This window comes from Ruminococcus sp. OA3 (assembly GCF_022440845.1).
Classification (GTDB): Bacteria; Bacillota; Clostridia; order Lachnospirales; family Lachnospiraceae; genus Ruminococcus_G.
In genome coordinates this window covers 2686719-2701656 of sequence record NZ_JAKNTO010000001.1, presented here as the reverse complement: position 1 = coordinate 2701656, position 14938 = coordinate 2686719, and the positions used below count along the sequence as shown (strand labels likewise).

13 protein-coding genes are annotated in these 14938 nt (G+C 46.5%); 9 read left to right on the top strand and 4 right to left on the bottom strand.

Going from position 1 to position 14938, the window contains the following annotated elements:
• Positions 1-49 precede the first annotated feature (49 nt).
• The gene (locus MCG98_RS12065) at positions 50-2767 is read left to right on the top strand and encodes a bifunctional diguanylate cyclase/phosphodiesterase (RefSeq protein ID WP_240302213.1); all 2718 of its coding nucleotides are present in this window, start codon (positions 50-52) and stop codon (positions 2765-2767) included.
• Between the two features lie 2 nt (positions 2768-2769).
• Here the strand turns inward: MCG98_RS12065 and MCG98_RS12060 are convergent, their stop codons facing one another.
• The gene (locus tag MCG98_RS12060; protein ID WP_240302212.1) at positions 2770-3429 is read right to left on the bottom strand and encodes a diphthine--ammonia ligase; all 660 of its coding nucleotides are present in this window, start codon (positions 3427-3429) and stop codon (positions 2770-2772) included.
• Positions 3430-3709: 280 nt separating this feature from the next.
• Between MCG98_RS12060 and rsgA the strand changes: the two genes are divergently transcribed.
• The 7 genes from rsgA to MCG98_RS12025 all read left to right on the top strand — a co-directional run bounded on the left by rsgA (position 3710) and on the right by MCG98_RS12025 (position 10826).
• Complete coding sequence (gene rsgA, locus MCG98_RS12055; RefSeq protein ID WP_240303430.1) at positions 3710-4780, top strand: ribosome small subunit-dependent GTPase A; 1071 nt, start codon at positions 3710-3712, stop codon at positions 4778-4780.
• A 141-nt stretch (positions 4781-4921) separates the two neighbouring features.
• Positions 4922-6256, top strand: a complete 1335-nt coding sequence (locus MCG98_RS12050) for an FAD-dependent oxidoreductase (protein ID WP_240302211.1) — start codon at positions 4922-4924, stop codon at positions 6254-6256.
• A 15-nt stretch (positions 6257-6271) separates the two neighbouring features.
• Positions 6272-6628, top strand: a complete 357-nt coding sequence (locus MCG98_RS12045; protein ID WP_240302210.1) for a pentapeptide repeat-containing protein — start codon at positions 6272-6274, stop codon at positions 6626-6628.
• 177 nt (positions 6629-6805) lie between these two features.
• The gene (locus tag MCG98_RS12040; protein ID WP_240302209.1) at positions 6806-7639 is read left to right on the top strand and encodes a helix-turn-helix domain-containing protein; all 834 of its coding nucleotides are present in this window, start codon (positions 6806-6808) and stop codon (positions 7637-7639) included.
• 155 nt (positions 7640-7794) lie between these two features.
• Positions 7795-8748: a hypothetical protein gene (locus tag MCG98_RS12035; RefSeq protein WP_240302208.1), complete on the top strand. Its 954-nt coding sequence runs from the start codon at positions 7795-7797 to the stop codon at positions 8746-8748.
• A gap of 146 nt (positions 8749-8894) precedes the next feature.
• Positions 8895-10064 (top strand): dicarboxylate/amino acid:cation symporter, encoded by a 1170-nt coding sequence (locus MCG98_RS12030; protein WP_240302207.1) that lies wholly within the window; start codon positions 8895-8897, stop codon positions 10062-10064.
• Between the two features lie 135 nt (positions 10065-10199).
• Positions 10200-10826, top strand: a complete 627-nt coding sequence (locus tag MCG98_RS12025; protein WP_240302206.1) for a DUF4317 family protein — start codon at positions 10200-10202, stop codon at positions 10824-10826.
• Between the two features lie 26 nt (positions 10827-10852).
• Here the strand turns inward: MCG98_RS12025 and MCG98_RS12020 are convergent, their stop codons facing one another.
• Positions 10853-13381: a LuxR C-terminal-related transcriptional regulator gene (locus MCG98_RS12020; protein ID WP_240302205.1), complete on the bottom strand. Its 2529-nt coding sequence runs from the start codon at positions 13379-13381 to the stop codon at positions 10853-10855.
• Positions 13382-13573: 192 nt separating this feature from the next.
• On the opposite strand from MCG98_RS12020, the gene MCG98_RS12015 reads away from it, so the two are divergent.
• Entirely contained in the window at positions 13574-13780 is a 207-nt protein-coding gene (locus MCG98_RS12015; protein ID WP_240302204.1) for a hypothetical protein, read from the top strand.
• Between the two features lie 11 nt (positions 13781-13791).
• On the opposite strand, the gene MCG98_RS12010 is transcribed toward MCG98_RS12015, so the two are convergent.
• On the bottom strand, positions 13792-14433 hold the full coding sequence (locus MCG98_RS12010) for an NAD(P)H-dependent oxidoreductase (protein ID WP_240302203.1): 642 nt from the start codon (positions 14431-14433) through the stop codon (positions 13792-13794).
• A complete protein-coding gene (locus MCG98_RS12005) occupies positions 14430-14933 on the bottom strand; it encodes a flavodoxin family protein (protein WP_240302202.1) in 504 nt (167 codons plus the stop codon). Before MCG98_RS12005 ends, MCG98_RS12010 begins: the two co-directional genes overlap by 4 nt.
• Positions 14934-14938: the final 5 nt, after the last annotated feature.

The window sequence follows — 14938 nt, the reverse complement described above, 5'->3', positions numbered from 1 at the left end:
ACATACTGAAGATTTTAAGATTATATATTGGAGGCTTTCAGATTAAATTATGCAGAAGAAACGCATCCCCATTTTATTGTCACTGGCTTTCATTTGTTCCGGGATCCTGGCAATTACATCCATTTACCGGCTTCAGGGAAATGCACGCGTGATCAATTATGCCGGTGTTGTGCGGGGAGCAACACAAAGACTAATCAAGCAGGAGCTGTTACACCGGCCGAACGATGATCTCATCGAACAGCTGGACGGCATCATTGCTGAACTGATGACGGGCGAGGGTGAAAATAACCTGATCAAATTGGACAGCAGGGATTTTCAGGCATGTATGGCAGCTCAGCGGGAGAAGTGGGAGGATATCAAAAACGAGATATCGGACGTACGTGCAGGAGAGAACAGTGCACATCTTTTTGAAAGCAGCGAGGAGTATTTTACGCTTGCCAACGATACGGTTGCGGCTGCAGAAAAGTATTCCGAGCGTGTTGTACAGCAGGCTGCCATAGGACTTCTGGTGCTTACTGTAATCTGCGTTGCGGCGGCTCTGATCACGGCATGGTTCACTGCAGCTCAGAATAAACGGCAACTGGCATTAAAGAAGGCGGAAGACGAAAACAGGAGAAAGAGTGAGTATCTTTCAACCATGTCAAAACAGCTGCAGGCACCCATGAACGATATTTCTGAGCTTCTGTACGTGGCAGATATAGAAAACTACGATTTACTGTTTTTAAATGAGGCCGGACAGCGCAATTTTCATGTGAATGAGTTTCAGCCTGGTATGAAATGCTATAAGGTTCTGCAGGGAATGGACGCCCCATGTCCATTCTGCACGAACCACCTGCTGAGGGAAGGTGAAATCTATACCTGGGAATACACGAATCCGATTATAGGCCGGCACTATCTGCTGAAAGACCGTCTGATTGAATGGGACGGCAGAAATGCCCGGATGGAGATCGCCTTTGATACCACAGAGTCCGAAAACGAAAAAATTCAGTTGAAATATATGTTAGATGCGGAAAAAATGGTGATGGAATGTGTTCGCACACTTTATCAGGAGCACGACTTTGCTGTTGCCGTCAGCCAGGTCCTTGCACATCTGGGGATATTTCTCTCTGCAGAACGTTCCTATATCCTGAATATCAGGGATGATCTGCTTTACAATGATTATGAGTGGTGTGCCGATCATGTGGCACCGCAGAAAGACTTTCTGCAGGCAGTGCCGCTGTCCCTCATGGAACGCTGGTATCCTTATTTTGAAACAAAGGGATGCGTGGAGATCGAGAATATCGAACTGATCAGGGAGAGTTCACCGGCAGAATACCACGTCCTGAAAGAACAGGATATTAAAAGTCTCGTGGTCGCCCCTTTGGAACACGACGGCAAACTGGAAGGATGTATCGGCGTTGACAATCCGCCTGCAGATAAGATGCAGAATATTGGCCCGCTGCTGCAGACACTCTGTTATTTTCTGTTGCTGGCGAAACGCCGCTCGGAAAATGAAACGCAGCTCTCGCTACTGAGTTATCACGATATGCTGACCTCATTTTATAACCGGAACCGTTATATCAAAGATGTGGAAGCACTGAAAGAGAGCAGGCATCCGGTAGGCATCATCTATCTGGACATCAATGGTCTGAAGGATATCAACGACCGTCATGGACATGCGTTTGGCGATCAAATACTCGCCGAAAGTGCTAATCGCATGAAACAGGTTTTCGAACATGGACAGTTCTACCGAATCGGAGGTGATGAGTTCGTGATCATCTGTCAGCATATGCCCCGCGACCAGTTTGAATATAGCGTTCGCAAACTAAGGCTTTCTTTCCAGCGCGACGAGCTGATTCATGCGGCGATCGGTGCAAAATGGGCAGAAGAGTATGAGGACATTCAACATCTGATCTCAGATGCCGATGCTAAAATGTACGAAGACAAAAAAGAGTATTACCGGAAACATTCAACGTCCAACCGCTATCGCCATCACAGCGATGAAGTGCTTCGCCTTGCGGATCCTCACGTTCTGCAGCAGGAGATCCACAGCAACCATTTTGTTGTATACCTGCAGCCGAAAGTATCCTCCAGCGACTATACGATGGTAGGCGCTGAAGCGCTGATCCGCTATCAGCCAAAAGAGGAGTCACTTCTGATGCCGGCAAGCTTCCTTCCTCTGCTTGAGGAAACACAGCTGATCAGCAAGCTGGACTTTTATGTGTTTGAATTCGTCTGTGCGCGGATCAGCAGCTGGGCGGATCAGAGTAAAATCCTGTTTCCCGTTTCGGTCAACTTCTCGCGCTTTTCACTCGCGCAGCTTTCTTTTGTCGAGCATCTGACTGACATCTGCAAAAAGTACGGCGTATCTCCCGGCCTTCTTGAGATAGAGGTTACAGAAAGCGTCTGCGAAGTTGAAGGAATTGATATTTCTGTCCTGACCAGTGAACTTCAGCGGGCAGGTTTTAATGTGGCTCTTGATGACTTCGGGACGGAGTACGCAAATCTTGAACTCCTTTCATCAGTGGCATTTGACGTCCTGAAACTGGATAAGAGTATGGTAAGCAATCTGACAGATAATAAAAGGGCTCAGTCGATTGTGAAGTCAATTGTTGAATTATGTGCCAAACTGGGAACAAGGGTGGTTGCTGAAGGCATTGAAAGTGAAGAACAGCTGGCACTGCTGAAATCCTGCGGCGTCGAAGTCATGCAGGGCTTTTATTTCAGCAGGCCGATCCCTGCAGAAGAGTATGAATCTCAATATGTAAAAGATACTCCCGGGGACTAGAGTTATTCTATTTCAAGTGTCAGATATTTTCCCCGCGGGACCGGGTCCGAGAACCTGATATCCAGCGGGGATTTAAACAGCGGACCATTCGTTACAAATGTATGGAACTCACCATTTTCACCACATGCATCAATTCCATCTGCTTCCATGGATGCTACCAGTTCTTCAGACAGCACTTTTCCGAGATAAGAGGAATGCATTCTTTCCGTATCCACAACCGTAATATATGTCGTAAATCCGGATCTGATAAACTCTGATACAACATCCCTGCGGTTATTATGCCACATGGGGAAATATGCCGACAATCCGGAGTGTTCACATCTTCTGGTGCACCAGTCCAGATGTTCTGCCAGGTCAATATCTCCGAAGACACATATCCTAGCCCCTTCTTCTTTTTTTCGGATCAGTTCATTCTCAAAATTTTTCTCGTAGTCTTCACCGCCTGTCCTGATCAGAGTGATGGGCAGAGCCAGTGAGTTTTCCAGTTTTTTGATAACCCCGGGCTTTATGCCGTGAAACCAGCTGATCTCACGGTCTGTATTGTACGTCATGATTAACCCAAGTGGTTCCATGCCTTCCTGTACCGCTTTATATATTGCGAGTGTGCTGTCCTTGCCGCTGCTGTATGATGCGATAAATTTCTGACCTGTGTATTTATTCACGCGTTCCCCTCCATTCATTTTTAGTCATTATAGTACGTTTTTAGCAAAATGAAAATAGGTTCACTGTAATATCCAGTTTCCTTTTTGTCATATCTGTGATACTCTATAATGGTAGTTTCACTAAAAAATATCAAGGAGAAATTTATGTTTAAAAACAGAACATCGGAGCTTGTAGTAAACCGGAAGGTTTGCGTACACTAGCAATTACAAAGACCTTCCGGAAATTACTGTTATCAGACACCATAATTTTCAGGAGGATTAAAAATTGAATATAACAGATATGAAAAAAATAGGCTATACAGAAAATTTCGCTGAGCAGGCAGCTTTGTATGGCGGGCTATATGCCGGACGGGTGTTTTCCCAATCCAGAAACCTTTATCACGTCATGTGCACAGGCGGCGAACTGACAGCCAGAGTATCCGGCAGATTCCGGTATGAAGCATCTCTGCCAACCGATTTTCCCGCAGTCGGAGACTTTGTAATGCTCGACCGGGAATCGAACCAGGACGGGGATGCCGTCATCCACCATGTATTGTCCAGAAAGAGCGCATTCATCAGGAAAGCAGCGGGGACTTCGAACGATGAACAGATCGTCGCAAGCAACATTGACACTGTTTTCATATGCATGGCGCTGAACAATGATTTTAATCTGCGCCGGCTGGAACGATATCTGGCAATCGGCTGGGACAGCGGTGCTGTTCCTGTCACAGTTCTGACGAAATCGGATTTATGTGATGATCTGGAGCAAAAACTGATCGAAGTGAATTCCGTTGCGCCCGGCAGCGATATTCTCATCACATCAGCCGTTAACCGGGATGGACAGGAGCAGCTGGCACAATATATGACCGGTGGACAGACAGTTGCTTTTATCGGTTCTTCCGGCGTTGGAAAATCCACACTGATCAACTGTCTGATGGGAGAAGAACGTTTGGATACGAACGGTCTGAGGAACGACGATAAGGGGAGACACACGACGACAAGACGTGAGCTGATACCGCTGAAGAACGGCGGCATGGTGATCGATACCCCTGGTATGCGGGAACTCGGTCTTGAGAGCGCGGATCTGGCGAGAACGTTTTCTGACATCGAAGAATTTGCTGAAGCCTGCCGTTTCCGTGACTGTACACATAGCAGTGAACCGGGATGCGCGGTACAGCAGGCAATCGACGATGGAGTGCTGTCCGCGGACAGACTGCAAAGTTACGAAAAGCTGAAAAAAGAGGCGAGATATGAAGGGCTGGGTTCCCGGCAGATTGAAACGCTGAAACTCAATGAAATGTTTCGTGATGCAGGCGGAATGAAAAACGCACGTAAATTTGCAAAATCCAAAAACAAGAGGAAACGGTATTAAACGTATGAACCTCTGAATGAACCACCTGACGTACGGCTATTCGTATCTTCAGGTGGTTTTTCATCGGTCTTTCATGGATAAACTGACTTTAAATCCGGCATCCTATACACAGAATAAGACAGCAGGAAGGCAGGAAAAAACATGGAATCCATCTGGAGCAGTACCGTATCAATAGAACAGAGAATGCCGCTTGACAGTGATAAGCGGACAGAGGCTGTGATCATCGGGGCCGGGTTGTCGGGAGTACTGACCGCATACCGGCTCGCAAAAAAAGGGGTCCGCTGTGTCGTACTCGAATCCGACCGCATTGGGAGTGGTCAGACCCGTAGCACAACAGCCAAGATTACGTCACAGCACGGTATGAAATATGACTATCTGATCCGGAACTTTGGAGTAAATATGGCACGGCAGTATGCACATGCAAATGAGACAGCCATCCGTGACTATGCTCATATGATCAAAGATCTGAAGATTTCCTGTGATTTCAGAACCTGCCCGGCATATCTGTACTCATGCAGCCGGGATGACGTGTTGAAAACAGAAGCTTTGGCAGCGCAGCAGGCAGGAATACAGGCAGAGTTTACCACCGAAACCTCCCTGCCGTTTTCTGTCCAGGGCGCTGTGCGCTTTCCTGACCAGGCACAGTTTCACCCGCTGAAGTTTTTAAAGGTTTTAAGTTCTAAGCTTGAAATCTATGAGAAGACAAGGGTGTTATCAGCTGACGACGGCAAAATCCAGACTGACCGCGGTATGGTCACTGCAGATTATGTGATCTTTGCGTGTCACTATCCATTTCTCAATGTCCCCGGATATTACTTTTCCAGGATGCATCAGGATAAGAGTTACGTGATCGCGCTCTCGGGAGCAGAACAGATGGACGGTATGTATTACGGCATAGAACCGGGCAGTCTATCCTTCAGGAATTACGAGGATCAGCTCCTCGTGGGAGGCGCCGGGCATCGTACGGGAAGCAATTATGAGGGTGGAAGATATGAAACCCTGAAAGAACAGGCGCAGCATTATTGGAAGGGCAGTACCGAAACCGCGCGCTGGTCAGCACAGGACTGTATGACGCTTGACAGGATACCATATATCGGACAATTCTCCGGCAAGCGTCCCAACTGGTATGTTGCGACTGGATTTGAAAAATGGGGGATGACAAGTTCAATGGTCAGCGCGCGCCTTCTGACTGATCTGATCACAGGACAGGAAAATCCGGACTGCGAAGTGTTTGCACCTCAGAGGCGGATTACGGGAACCGCAGTGCAGGAATTTATCAAAAATGGGCTTCACGCGGCTGCTGGACTGGGAAAAGGAATCCTGCCTACATCCGAGAAAAAAGTATGCACACACATGGGCTGCCGTCTTGAGTGGAATCCGGATGAGGAGATGCTGGAATGCCCATGCCACGGATCCCGCTTTACAAAAGACGGGGCACTCGTAAACGGACCTGCACAGAGCGATCTGAAACTTTAATAGAAAGAGTAGAGAATGAACAACGAAAGATACGAAAATCAGGTATTTAAAGACCTGAAGATAACAGAAGAGACAATTGACGGGTGTGAATTCATGGATTGTGTATTCGATAACTGTGCATTTGAAGACTGCAAAACCATAAGATGCAAATTTATCGACTGTCAGTTTAACAAGTGTACCATCATCAGTCCACGGACGAAGTATTCGGACATGAGGCACTCAGAGTTTGCGGACTGTAATCTGATCGGAATACACTGGGCTGAATTTTTCCCTGTGGGACAGATTTTTGAACCAATCCGCAGTCTGAATAACTGCTTTTTGAAATATAAGAGTGTAATCTGTCGGAAAGTAACTTTAGTGACTGCCGGCTGACAGCTACTCAGATATTAAAGTGTGATATCCAAAAAGCAGATTTCAGAGAGGCAGAAGGTTATCAGATCGATATAACGACAAACCAGTTGAAGGGAGCGAAGTTTTCATTCCCTGAAGCCATAAATTTATTAAGCCAGCTGGAGATAACCATAGAATAAGATATAAAAGGAAGACTACATGCTTAAATTTCATACGATCTATCATCCAATAACCTCCCGGCCATTTCTGTCGAATCATACCTACAGAGAATATCAGCCCTGTGCTGCTCTGCGCTCGTATATCGCCTGCTACTGGTCAGCCTTGGATGGTTGTGCAGAAGATTCAGCGGATGCAAAAGAAGTGCTCGTGATACCTGATACCTGCATGGATATCATAATAAACATAAACCACACGGCTCAGCAGATTACCGGATATCTCTGCGGCATGCAGGACCGCCCGTATTGTTCGGTTCAAAAGACGTCAAAAGGTCAGGTCACCTGTTTTGCCGTCCGTTTTCATTTCTGGTCAGCACACTTGTTTATGGACCTGGATTTTAAGGAAACCAGAAATCAGCTGATCGGACTGGAAGCATTGGGTCCTGGATGGAATGCACTATTCGAACAGTTTTTTTATCTGAAAGGCATAAATCAGTATATCGACTGTGTAGAGCTGTTTCTGCTGGATAAGCTGAATGAAATCAGGGAAAATCCCAATCTGTTAAATTCCATCCACCGGATACTGGCCACATCCGGAAGGACCTCCATTGATGATATCTGTACATACAGCTGTGTCAGCCAGCGTCAGATGGAACGTCTGTTTCTGCGTGAGATCGGTCTGCCGATCAAACGGATTGCCAATCTGGTCCGCTATCAAAATGTCTGGAAGGACATGGCCTTATCCCCGCATTTTGATGTACAGGACGCCGTATTCCGCTATGGATATACAGACCAGTCCCATCTTCTGAATGAATTCAAGCGTTTTCATGGTGTAACGCCAAAAGAAGCAAAAATAATCGCTCTTCAAAGTAAATGATCATGTCGATTTTTTGCAATAACAGGTTTTTGCCTTGTGATATACTGAGTGTCAGTGAGGAAAGCGTGCCTGCACGTTTGACGAAAGGCGAATGTCGATCATGAATCCAGGTTTTATGGTCGGATATTGGCAAATAAGATTGGAGGATAACAGTTATGAAAATGCTTACACAACAAGATTATCAGGAAATCCGCTGCTGGGTACTCCGAAATGCGCGTCCTCTGGATCTGGCGCTTTGGAAATATTATTTTGAAGACGGCCAGAGAGAAGATATCATTGATGCTCTGGCCTGCTACCAGAACGAGGACGGCGGATTTGGAAATGGCATCGAGCCTGACTGCTGGAACAGGGAATCGTCTCCATACGCAACGATGATCGCGATGGGAATGCTGCGGAAAACCGGATTTATGGAACAGGAAGGGGACAGGCACCCGATCGTCCAGGGAATATTCCGTTATCTGGAAAGCCGTGTGCACTGCGACGGGGAAGGCTGGCATTTTTGTATTCCCTCCAACAGCGAATGCCCTCGTGCCCCCTGGTGGACTTACAGTGAAGAGTCCAACAACATCCAGAGTATGGGAATTACTGCCAGTATCTGTGCGTTTATTCTGCTTTACGACAGCCGGAAATCATCATTATATAACAGAGCCCGATCCTATACAGAAATGATTCTGAAAAAGGCGGCAGGCACCAGTGAATTTGGGGAGATGGGAGCTGCCGCAGTATGGAGGCTGCTGGGAGACCTCATACAGTGCGGACTTTACGCCTCTTTTGCATGCGATTCTTTGATGGAACGCATCACAGAGGCAGTAGACAGTTCGATCGAGCGCAATCAGGAGAAATGGGCATTTTATACACCGAGACCTTCTGAATTCATCTGGGGTCCAGACAGCCCTCTGTATAAAAAAAATAAAGATATCGTAAAAAAAGAATTAGATTATCTGATCGATACACGAACTCCGGGCGGGGTGTGGAACATCACATGGAGCTGGTATGATCTGGGAGAAATGTATGCAAAAGAGTTTGCCATCAGTGAAAACTGGTGGATGGCTTCCAAGGCACTTGATAACGTCTGTTTTCTGAAGAACTTCGGACGGATTGCCGTATAATTTTAAAACAGCCAAACCATCTGGATACTGCGGAATTTTCCGTAAGTTCAGATGGTTTTTTGATTGACATTACTGAAAAACAAATTATTGGATATGCTAAGAACAGACGAAAGTTTTCATATATTATAATACAGGAGAAGGACAGCATGAAAAAATTTATAACAAGTCTGCCGGTCAGGCTGGTAATCGGTGTGGCTATCGGAATCATTCTCGGATTGACAGCCAGTGAAACCTGGATGAATTTTGTCGTTACCATCCAATACATTTTGAATCAGCTGATTGTATTCTGTGTGCCGCTCATCATTCTGGGGTTTATTGCCCCTGCTATTACGCAACTTGGGCAAAATGCCACAAGGCTGCTGGGGCTGGCTGTAACGATCGCCTATCTCTCCTCCATTGGAGCTGCTTTATTCTCCATGGCAGCCGGCTACGGGCTGCTCCCTCATCTGTCTATCGTATCGGAGGTAGAAGGCTTAAAAGAACTGCCTGAGGTGGTATTTCAGCTGGACATTCCGCAGATTATGCCGGTTATGAGCGCCCTGGTGTTGTCCATGATGCTGGGACTTGCAGCTGCATGGACAAGAGCGGCTGCAATTTCAAATATACTCGAAGAATTCCGGCAGATCGTTCTGATGATAGTCACTAAGATCATCATCCCTGTTTTGCCGTTTTACATCGCTCTGACATTCTGTGCACTTTCATACGAGGGTACGATTACCAGGCAACTGCCGGTATTTCTCCAGGTGGTCCTGATCGTAATACTGGGTCATTATCTGTGGCTGGCGCTGCTGTATGTGATCGGCGGTCTGTATTCCGGAAAAAATCCACTGCATGTATTGAAAAACTATGGCCCCGCATATCTCACCGCCGTTGGAACCATGTCCTCTGCCGCGACATTGGGCATTGCCTTGAAGTGTGCCAAAAAATCAGAACCTCCTCTGCGGAGTGACATGGTAGATTTCGGGATTCCTCTGTTTGCGAATATTCATCTCTGTGGATCCGTACTGACCGAAGTCTTTTTTGTAATGACCGTCTCCGGTATCCTCTATGGACATCTGCCTTCTGTGGAGACCATGGTTCTGTTTTGCCTGCTTCTCGGTATTTTTGCTGTCGGCGCACCGGGGGTACCGGGGGGAACCGTGATGGCCTCACTCGGACTAATTACCGGGGTACTAGGTTTTGATGAGATGGGAACCGCACTGATGCTGACGATCTTTGCACTCCAGGACAGTTTCGGCACGGCCTGCAATGTGACGGGAGACGGCGCATTGACGTTGATACTGACCGGGTATGTTAATCGCAGGAAGATTTCGTGATCCATGAGATAATACAGCATTGACAACCTGAGTCTGGGCCAATATAATAATGGTAGATTTTGCGGATAGCCTGGCTATTCGCATTTATCATTTTTGCGAATATAAAACAAAAGGCAGAAAGGCAAGGTTATCGATATGATAAACAGAGAAGATATGCTGGAACTGACCAGGCGAATGACGCTGTCGAGAACTTCCATAACGAGAATAGCCGGAAGTTATATGGATTCAGACGGAGAGATAGACGGGACTTTTAATACTAATTTTTTAAAGCTCTCATCTGCCGAAAAGGGGAAAAAGCTTTTGATAGCGAAGGAAATTCCATTTTCCCCTACGAATGAAAACTTAAGAAGATATAAATTCCCAGATCATTCGATGAAACCCGGAAGCATATGGCAGCTTCTTATGGGCATAAAATCCTGCGGTCTGAAAAATGATGTTTTAATGGAAACATTCTATGAACTGACTGCTGAATATTATCAGTCTGATCAGGATTATGCTGTTTTGGTGTTCCATGACCGCTATGATATCCCGGTTAAAGCTGCGGACCATGAAAGATTATGGGAATCTGAGGAGGTTTTCGAGTATATTATCTGTGCTGTCTGTCCGTTGAAAGGTGACTATGAGCCGGATAAGCCGGTGTGCGGATTCCTCTTTCCGGCATTTTCTGACAGAAGTGAAGAGCCAAACTGTGTGGATGTATTCCAGGCGGATTCCAGGCATCCGCATTTAGAGCTCCTGTATATGCTGGGAATTACTACGTAATTTTTTGATATCATCACAGACAGCAATCAGATTATTTCCAGCTCACGGGCTTTGGATACCGCCTCTGCGGCACTGGACACTCCCAGCTTCTCATAGGCCAGAAACAGATGCGTTTTGACTGTCCGCACCGAAAGACCGGTTTCCACGGAGATATCCCCATTTGTATAACCTTTTGCCAGATACTCAACCATGCGCCTCTGCTGCTTTGACAGTTTTTTTAAAGGCACATCTGCTGCGGGAAGCCCGACTTTTCTACCTGCCTGTTCCTGAGCAGCGATGTAGATTTCGTTCACATAGCGCCTGTCAAAACTATAAATTTCCCGGTGGCGTTCCACTTTGACGAGGCATTTTTTCAGGATTGGTACAACCGAAGCACCTAAACTCGAGAATGCCCTGATGAATCTGTACGGATAAAGGAGTTCTATGGCACCCAGCATGGTTTCTGCTGCTTCCTCCATATGGGAGCTGCGATAAAGGCAGACAGACAAAAGGGCATCCGATTCTGCCATATCAATTTCGCGGTCAAACTCCTCTGACATCTTCCTTAGTCTCTGACACAGTCTTCCCGCCTCTTCCAGACGGTTCAGTGACAGCAGAGCCTGTATGGTAGTCAGATACTGATACGTACGATACAGCATCAGTCGTTCTTCCGGGTGAACAAAGTATTCTTCCAGCCATTCCCCGGCTGCCTGCCGGTTTCCTTCCCTCAGAGAAGCTTCCGCTCTCAGTGCCTTATAATTCGGCATCAAATAAAGGGCATCTTTTTCCAGCAGCATTTTCTCTATTCTTATACTAAGATTCCTGCTTTCGGCATCTTTTCCCATGGCAGTCAGCACAGTCCAGCGGTGCGCCATTGCGGCAAAGAGGAGCTCATCTGAAGTGTCTTCCTCTATTTCCAGATCAGCCTGATCACAGTATGAAAGCGCTTTTTTCCACTGGTTTTTTTCATAGGCAAACCCTGCCTGAATGAGGCGCATGGCAAGTTTGAAATTCTTCTTGAGCAACAGTCCCGCAGTAGGTTCCAGCTTTACATCAAAATCGTCATACAGTGAGAACTCTGAATAATCCCGAAGGCACCGATGGGCAAAAGGCATATTTACGGTTATGGAGGCCCCCTGCTGTCCTCCATGGCGTATCTTGATTGGCGGAAGACGGTCAAACTGCTGCATCATTTCCATGAATTTTTTTCTGGGGTCCAGCGTACAGACGAGAATGGTAAGTTCCAGAAATTCCGGATGTATCAGGGCAATACGTTTCACGCTGGAATAGAGGCGGTCCAGCGCTTCGGTCATTTTAACTCTGTTACCGGTGAGATAGTGGTACCATACAGCTGAAATATTAAGATAAGGATATTTTCTGTTAGCTTCCGTAGAAAGTTTATCAATATATACGCCGACGCCGCTCACATATGCACTGATGGAGCGGTTGTTCGAGAAACCTGTATACTGCGACTCACCGTAGATCTGATAGGAGAGAAATTTTATGTTATCTCCCAGTATAGCATAATGGCGAGCCGTGTACAGGTCCTCTTTTTTGCTGTAATACTGAGCGGCGATCTTATACAGTTTCTTGGGATCAATTCGTAATTCCTCGTGGCGGCTGCGCAGGAATTCCAGGAAAAGTGCATGGAACCGGTACAGGTCATTCCCAATCCTGCTCAGGAACAGGTTCTTCAGCAAAAGCTGAGAGATCACCTGCTCAGGTTCTTTCTGAGATGTCAGTCTGCCGAAGAGTTCTGCTGAAAAGTCGTTGACGAAGCTGACTTTCAGAAGCATATTTTTATCCTGCGCTGACAGCCCGCTCCAGATCTGCTTTTCCATATACCGGTACAGTGTATCTCCGCTCTCTCTGACGAGATCGGGCAGCATACCGCTGGCCGCAAGGGTACTGACAGCAATCGCCCAGCCCCCGGTCTTTTCCATGACAGTATCGGCTTCAGAAGAGTTCAGGGCATGTCCTGCGAGGCGAAACAGTTCCTGTATCTCCAACTTGGTAAAAGCCAGGTCATCCGCGCAGAGATAATGACGGTGTCCCTCAAAAACCTCCTGAAGCTTTGACGGCATATCTGTGCGGCTTATCAGAATAAACCGGTAATCTATGGGAAGCCGACGGATAAAGTAAGGGAGGGACTGGAGAATGTCCTCCTGTGTGATGCTGTGAAGGTCATCCAATACTATGTAAACAGGTAGCTTCGGCGCTGTGAACCTCGAAGTCAGGAGCATGGCGTGCTCAATCGGAGAGCTGGAAAACATTCCGGTGCTGTCCATTTCCAGCAGAATATCTGACTCTTCCTGCGTATATATGACAGCAGAACAGAGCAGTCTGTAAAACAACTCCGGATTGTTGTCATATTCATCCAGTGCGATCCATAGATGGCGAACACCGCTTTTCTTTAGCCAGAGATTTGTTATAACTGTCTTGCCGTACCCTGCCGGAGCCTGGATATACAGCAGCCGTTCATTACTTCTGTTATCAAGCTTTAGAAGCAGTTGATTTCGTGGTGCGCACAATCCCGGCAGTGAAGCGGGAGTATATTTTTCTCCGTTGAAGTCCATCCTTGCTACCTCCGTTGAACAGGTTAAAATTTATTATATTATAACATACAATATGGCATGAAAAGTAATAATTTTTCCAGAAACCTAATACCAGTCCGATTGTTTGACCTGCTGTCATCGACTATAATAAAATAACAATATGATATCCGGAACAACCCACATCAAATACGGTAGAAAAGAAAGGATAGATATATGGCACAGAAACAGTCACAGATACCCGCGACCTTTGAAGTTCACATAGAGGAATGCAATAACTTCACATGGCAGGGTAAGTTAATATCGGAAAGTCAGACCATTGAATTTAGAAGTGAATTAGAGCTGCTGCGGGTTATCGATAAATTGCTGTGCGGAGACAGGGAAGAAATTTGGGCGGACTGCAAAAATCAGTCCACCCGGTAGAGCAGTCTGAATCAAATCTGTCTGTTCCACAGGTCATGAGTTTTCAAACCATTATTTTTCACTGCCTGCCGCCAGCCGATTTCAGCTGCGATTTTGTATAGAAATCTCGGGAAATTGGGAGAAAAGCATATGTTTTTGCCGGATTCCCGCCGGGAAATTCTGTCCGATAGTGTTTCCAATGCATGGGAAAAGTTTTTCTTGGGTCCTTTGCCGGGGGCGATATTGCCCAGCACAGGCATCATTCCTCCTCCGCCGATGCCAAGTCCTCCGCCCCAGACAACGCCTGCTTTCTCACACCAGCATTTCATGATATCCAAAGCAAGCACATTCTGGCGGCCTTCGTAAAATCCGCAGTTTACAATAGCATATACTGTGCAGTTGTGCGGAAAGGCGGTATTTTTAAATGAATTTTCCAACTGAATCAGGCATGATACCAGATGTGATGGGAGAGCATCAACATAGAGTGGAAATGCGAAAACGATAGCATCGCAATCTTGCAGAAGGTCAACATCCCCCTCGTCAGGCCGGTGTTTTGTAAAGTGGAGGTTCACAATATGATCCTTGGGAGAGAGCAGTTCCTGAAGTTCTTTCAGTATAACACCTGATGCGCTGCCCTTTGTCTTGGGGCTGCCGTTTATCAAAGATATTTTCATATGTTCAGTTCCTCCATTTCCTGTATGGAATCCAGAAAAGTCACAGATGCTACGGTGCCATACAGGTTAACTGCATTCGCTGTCACCAATTTCTGCGCAATTTCTTTTTCCTGAACGGTTGTGTCATCACCGTAGAATATGACCCTCATGGTCAGATCTTTCTTATATCTCTGCTGATGATGCATTTCCCCGTTTTTTATCGTAAAGTAGGGGTGGATATAGGATATGCTTCTGTCCAGTATGTTTTTAACAGGCGGGCTGTAGCAGCCATAGGTACATTTGCTGATGATAAGCATTTCGCTGCACATGGCGATGTATTTTCCCATCTGCTGATACGCATCCCTGATAATGCAGGCACCCGGCGTCTTCAGCCAGCACCCGAAGCAGCCGATACAGGGGCGGATATTGTCATTTCCGGTTATGACAATGTCATCAGCCTCAATTTTAGAGGATATCCTGTGCAGGGCATCCTCAGTTAAATCGTGAATCATTAATTTCATTTGTT